4 protein-coding genes are annotated in these 5,656 nt (G+C 46.5%); all 4 read left to right on the top strand.

The genetic code is table 11. The features are described from left to right. The first annotated feature begins 85 nt into the window (after positions 1–85). Complete coding sequence (gene zapE / locus A3766_RS07020) at positions 86–1,198, top strand: cell division protein ZapE (protein WP_068641995.1); 1,113 nt, start codon at positions 86–88, stop codon at positions 1,196–1,198. Between the two features lie 276 nt (positions 1,199–1,474). Continuing rightward, positions 1,475–2,683: an acetyl-CoA C-acetyltransferase gene (locus A3766_RS07015; RefSeq protein ID WP_068511130.1), complete on the top strand. Its 1,209-nt coding sequence runs from the start codon at positions 1,475–1,477 to the stop codon at positions 2,681–2,683. Positions 2,684–2,696: 13 nt separating this feature from the next. Next, positions 2,697–4,850 (top strand): 3-hydroxyacyl-CoA dehydrogenase NAD-binding domain-containing protein, encoded by a 2,154-nt coding sequence (locus A3766_RS07010; RefSeq protein ID WP_197475970.1) that lies wholly within the window; start codon positions 2,697–2,699, stop codon positions 4,848–4,850. Positions 4,851–4,925: 75 nt separating this feature from the next. Continuing rightward, positions 4,926–5,656, top strand: a 731-nt coding sequence (locus A3766_RS07005) for an acyl-CoA dehydrogenase family protein (RefSeq protein ID WP_197479397.1), incomplete at its 3' end; no start/stop codon positions are given.

Genomic DNA, 5,656 nt, shown 5'->3' with positions numbered 1-5,656 from the left:
AAATAGCCGCTTTTTTAGGCCTCTGAAAAAAGTTTCACAGAAAAGCTTCCAGAGTTAGTTTTACTCGTATTAGGATTTTTCGAATATGTCGTCTTTACCGCNCTCTCCCTTGCAACGTTATTTACAAGATTTGCAAAAGGAAGGTTTCGTTAAAGACCCTGCACAGAAAATGGCGGTAGATAGACTGCAAACGCTGTATGAAAATCTAATTTCAGATGAAGCAGAGCGCAAGCGCTTAGCCGGGAAGTGGTTTAACAAGTTTTCTAAAAAGAAGCCAGAGCCTGTCAAAGGGCTTTACTTCTGGGGCGGGGTGGGTCGTGGTAAAACTTATCTAATGGATAACTTCTATGAAAGCCTGCCTTTTGAGCAAAAAATGCGCATTCACTTCCATCGCTTTATGCAAAGGGTTCACCAGGAGCTGACTACGCTTGAAGGCGAAAAGAACCCATTGCATATCGTTGCGAAGAAGTTGAGTGATGAGGCCCGTATAATTTGCTTCGACGAGTTTTTTGTTTCCGATATCGGTGATGCAATGATTCTTGGCGGTTTAATGCAAGAGCTTTTTGCGAACGGTGTTTCCCTTGTATGTACTTCAAACATTGTTCCAGATGGTTTATACAAGGATGGCCTACAGCGTGATCGCTTTCTGCCTGCTATCGATCTTGTTAACAAGTACACCGAGGTTGTGAATGTTGATGGCGGTAACGATTACCGCTTACGTACACTTGAGCAGGCTGAGCTTTATCATTTTCCTTTAGACGCACAAGCCGATATCAATTTGGATAAATACTTTAAACAGCTCGCTGTTGAAGCAGGTTCACACGAGCTAGAGCTTGAGATTAATGGTCGCCCTCTTAAAGCGCTACGGCACGCTGACGATGTTGTTTGGTTTACATTTTCCGAGCTTTGCGATGGACCTAGAAGCCAGAATGACTACATTGAGATCGCAAGAGAATTTCACGCAGTGATCGTGAGTAACGTCCCTCAGATGAGTATCGATACAGATGATCAGGCGAGGCGCTTTATCAATATGGTTGATGAATTTTATGACCGCAGCGTTAAGGTGATTATCTCTGCTGAAGCGCCTATCCATGAAATTTACCAGGGCGGCAAACTTAGCTTTGAGTTCGAACGTACAGAAAGCCGTTTGTTAGAAATGCAAAGTCACGAATATCTAGAACAGGCGCATAAAGCTTAATAATGCTCAATGTAGGCAGAGCCTTCCTCGACTCGCAGGCGGTTTGGCTTCGGGCAGACACCATACAGATTCATTGCGAGGGAGCGAGCCCCCTGCCTACAGAAATAGATACGCTATTGCCCCTATAAAGTCGGCGTTTTCTGTAGACCCTTTCTAAGCTTGCAATAAATGATCAACTTTATTGCTATGAAATATCATTGAGACCTTCGCTTAGCCAGCTATCCTAATAATGCGTTTTCCATTCAATGGACGAACAAATTTTATAGGATAAGTACAATGACAAATGAAGCCCTAATATTTGACGCGATTCGCACACCTCGGGGCCGAGGTAAAGCGAGCGGCGCTCTTCATGAAGTAAAACCGGTAACACTTCTTTCAGATTTATTAAACGCTCTTCAACAGCGCAATGGTTTCGATACAGCTGAGGTTGACGATATCGTCATGGGCTGCGTTACCGCTGTTGGCGACCAAGGTGCTGATATCGCAAAAACTGCAGCATTGGCTGCAGGATGGAATGATGATGTTGCAGGTGTTGTCCTTAATCGCTTTTGCGCATCGGGGCTCGAGGCGGTTAACACCGCTGCAATGAAGATTCGTTCAGGTTGGGAAAATCTCGTGGTCGCTGGGGGTATCGAGTCTATGTCACGAGTCCCGATGGGGAGCGATGGTGGTGCTTGGGCAATGGACCCCGAAACGAACTTTAAAACGGGTTTTATGCCGCAGGGCATTGGTGCAGATTTGATCGCTACCTTGGGTGGATACTCCCGTGAAGACGTCGATGCCTTTGCTATGCGTTCGCATCATAAAGCAGCGGCGGCTTGGGAACGCGGCTCTTTCGAAAAATCTGTGGTGCCGGTCGTTGATCGTAATGGTATCGAAATTTTAGCGAACGATGAGTTGGTTCGGGCGGATGCATCCATGGAGACCTTGGGTAAGTTAAAAGCTTCGTTCCAGATGATGGGCGAGATGGGCTTTGACGGTGTTGCTCGTCAGCGTTATCCGCAAGTTGAGTCAATCAATCACATCCATTCACCTGGTAACTCCTCGGGTATTGTTGATGGTGCTGCAGCTGTCTTAATTGGTAGTGAGGCTGCTGGTAAAAAATTCGGTATGGAACCACGGGCTCGTATTGTTTCTACAGCTGTTGTTGGAACTGACCCGACGATTATGCTCACAGGTCCTGCGCCCGCTGCACGAAAAGCACTTAAAGTAGCTGGCATGGACGTTAAGGACATCGACTTGTTCGAGGTGAACGAAGCATTCGCCTCTGTGGTCATGCGCTTTATGGACGAACTAGAAGTGAGTGAAGAAAAAGTAAATGTTAATGGCGGTTCAATCGCGATGGGTCACCCTTTAGGCGCAACAGGCGCAATCATTTTGGGTACGTTACTAGATGAGCTCGAAGCGCGTGACTTAAAGACTGGTCTAGCGACCTTGTGTGTCGGCGGTGGCATGGGTATCGCAACGATTATCGAAAGAGTTTAAGAGGAGAACGGCCGTGAGTATAAATAACAACACGAGTTCAGTGATTGTAGAAAAAGATCAAGATAATATCGTTCACTTAATTCTTGATAAGCCCAATTCCGGTGCCAACTTAATGGACCAGGAATTTACAGACTCCTTATGCGCAGCAGTCGAACAACTTCGTGATGAAGACTTCGCAGGTGTGCTATTCCGTTCAAATAAGTCGACTTTCTTTGCCGGTGGCAACCTTGATGACCTCTATGCAACTACACGTCAAAATGCCTCGGTTCTGTATAAGATGGTTGACCGCCTAAAACTGGCAATGCGAGAGCTAGAAACATCTGGTAAGCCGGTTGTTGCTTGTATCAACGGCGCTGCACTTGGGGGGGGGTGGGAGCTTGCGCTTTCGTGTCATTACCGTGTCGCTTTAAGCAAAGGTGTGACGCTAGGTCTACCTGAAGTGACGCTTGGCTTGTTGCCCGGTGGTGGCGGTGTTGTCCGTATGTCTCGTCTCTTAGGCCTTCAGGCGGCATTGCCGTTTTTGACCGAAGGCAAACAGTTCAAACCTGAGAAAGGTAAAGACCTTGGTTTGATCAATGAGATTGTGGGTACACCTGAAGAACTTGTTTCTTCGGCTATTGCTTGGATTAAAGCCAACCCTAAAGCCCAACAACCTTATGATGTAAAAGGCTATAAAGTGCCAGGAGGAAAACCTTCAACGCCTGCCTTAGCGAAGATGTTACCGATTGCACCCGCAATGATGCGCGAAAAAACCAAAGGCACCATGCCAGCTCCTGAGTCGATTCTCTCGGTAATGGTTGAAAGCCTACAAGTTGATGTCGACTCGGCAATGCGCATTGAGACACGATATTTCGTTGAGCTGGTTTGTAGCAAGGTAGCGAAGAATATGATCGGTACTTTCTGGTATCAACTCAATGAAATCAAGGCGGGGGCAGCGCGTCCTGATGGCGTAGAAGCGTCAAAGGTGAGTAAGGTGGGAATTTTGGGCGCCGGTATGATGGGTGCAGGTATTGCCTATTCATCAGCAGCTAAGGGCATTGAGGTCGTGTTAAAAGATGTTTCAGTAGAAAATGCTGAAAAAGGTAAAGAGTATTCTCGGAAGATCCTTGATAAGAAAGTGAAAAAAGGACGCTTGAGCAGTGATAAGCGTGATGCTGCCATGAACGCCATCCTGGCGACCGATAATGCGCAGGACTTGAAAGGCTGTGACCTAGTCATTGAAGCTGTATTTGAAGACAGAATTCTAAAAGCAAAGGTCACACAGGAAGCTGAAGCGCAATTAGAGTCATCAGCTGTATTTGCTTCGAATACCTCTACCTTACCCATTACTGGTCTTGCGGAAGCCTCTGAGCGACCAGAGAACTTTATTGGCCTTCATTTCTTTTCGCCAGTCGACAAAATGCCGCTGGTAGAAATCATCTGTGGTGACAAGACCTCAGATGAAACACTGGCCAAAGCTTATGACTACGTTTTGCAAATTGGTAAAACGCCAATCGTAGTTAATGACAGCCGTGGATTCTTCACTTCCCGTGTTTTCGGCACTTTTGCAAACGAAGGGATCGCCATGTTGGGTGAAGGGATACCGGCCGCAGCGATCGAAAATGCAGCCTTCCTGGCAGGTTTTCCGGTAGGACCGTTGGCAGTGACCGATGAAGTTAGCATGACCTTGATGGAAAAGATTCGTAAGCAAACGATTAAGGATCTTGAAACGGAAGGCAAACCTTATCTGGCGCACCCAGCCGATGAAGTTGTAAATAAGATGCTTGCGCTAGAACGTGCAGGAAAACTTGCGGGTGGTGGTTATTACGATTATCCGGCTCAAGGTAAAAAACACTTATGGTCAGGTCTAAAGGATAAGTTCGAACAACCCGACCGTGAAGTTAGTGTTGATGAGATCAAAGATCGCCTGCTTTACATTCAAGCGATTGAGACTGTCCGCTGCGTCGAAGAAAAAGTACTGACCAGCGTTCGAGACGCTAATATCGGCTCCATCATGGGAATTGGTTATCCGGTCTGGACGGGCGGCATCTTGCAGTTTATCAACCAAACAGGCTTAGAGTCTTTTATTGAAAGGGCCGAAGCCTTGCATCAGCAATGCGGTGAGCGATACGAAGTCCCTCAACTGCTTAAAGATATGGCCCGAGACAATTTGACGTTCAAAGACTAGCTAAATCTATATCAACCAGTTTGTGAGGTTTTGGGCCTCACAAGCTTTGAATAATTCTAAGAAAGGTAGAAAAAGATGATTAAACGAACAGTATTTGAATCTGAACAAGAAATGTTTCGCGATGCGTTTAAGAAGTTCCTTGAAGCTGAAGCTGTGCCTCACCACGAGCAATGGGAGAAAGACGGTCAGGTATCTCGTGAACTATGGAAGAAGGCTGGTGAACACGGCTTTTTAAGCCCAACTGTCCCAGAAGCATACGGCGGTGTTGAAGGTGACTTTCGTTTCAATGCGGTGATCGATGAAGAAGTTGCTAATTACGGCTTAAGTGGTATCGGCTTTGGCTTGCACTCAGACATCGCGGTGCCTTACATCATGGCTTACGGTTCCGAAGAGCAAAAGCAAAAGTACCTGCCGGGTTGTGTTGATGGTTCAATTGTGACCGCGATTGCCATGACAGAGCCTGGCACCGGTTCTGACTTACAAGGTGTGAAAACCAATGCTGTGTTAGACGAGTCAGGCGAGTTCTATACACTCAATGGTTCTAAGACCTTTATCACTAATGGACAGTTAGCAGATTTAATTATCGTGGTGGCTAAAACTAACCCTGAAGCTGGCGCAAAAGGTACGAGCCTTCTGTTAGTTGAGGCAAACTCACCCGGCTTTGAAAAAGGCACCAATCTTCATAAGATCGGTATGAAGGCACAGGATACGTCAGAGCTATTCTTCCAGGATGTAAAAGTCCCAAAAGAAAACGTGCTAGGTGCTGAAGGCATGGGCTTTATCTACCTTATGCAGGAGCTACCACA

Source organism: Oleiphilus sp. HI0132 (genome assembly GCF_001635845.1).
The sequence above is the reverse complement of the archived record's forward strand: the minus strand, read 5'-3'. Positions and strand labels throughout refer to the sequence as shown.